Source organism: Cupriavidus sp. KB_39 (assembly GCF_052114485.1).
In the GTDB taxonomy this organism is placed as follows: domain Bacteria; phylum Pseudomonadota; class Gammaproteobacteria; order Burkholderiales; family Burkholderiaceae; genus Cupriavidus.
This window is the reverse complement of sequence record NZ_JBFREV010000229.1, coordinates 1-416: the sequence shown is the minus strand read 5'-3', so window position 1 is coordinate 416 and position 416 is coordinate 1. Positions and strand designations below refer to the sequence as shown.

Genomic DNA, 416 nt, shown 5'->3' with positions numbered 1-416 from the left:
GGCGCGATCGACGCGTGCGGGGTCTGCGTGCGCTGCGCAGCCTTGTGGACCATCGTGTAGGCGTAGTCGATGCCCATGCCGTAGGCGCCCGAGTGTTGCTTGGCCAGGCCGGTCACGGCGTCGTACGTTTCCTTGTTCTTCCAGTCACGCTGCCATTCCAGCAGCACCTGCTGCCACGTCACCGGCACCACGCCGGCCTGGATCATGCGTTGCATGGCGTAGTCGTGCGCTTCCTTGGTCGTGCCGCCCGAGGCRTCGGCSACCATATAGATCTCGTAGTCACCTTCCAGCATCGCGCTCAGGGCAAAGGTCGTGTTGCAGACCTCGGTCCACAGGCCGGCCACGACGATCTTCTTGCGGCCGTTGGCGGCCAGCGCGTCGCGCACCTTCTGGTCATCCCACGAGTTCATCGAGGT

At 64.7% G+C, this 416-nt stretch carries 1 protein-coding gene; it reads right to left on the bottom strand.

Annotated features, from left to right (window positions below; translation table 11 throughout):
* On the bottom strand, window positions 1-416 hold a 416-nt coding region (locus AB4Z27_RS29690), incomplete at both ends, for an isochorismatase family protein (protein WP_441646072.1).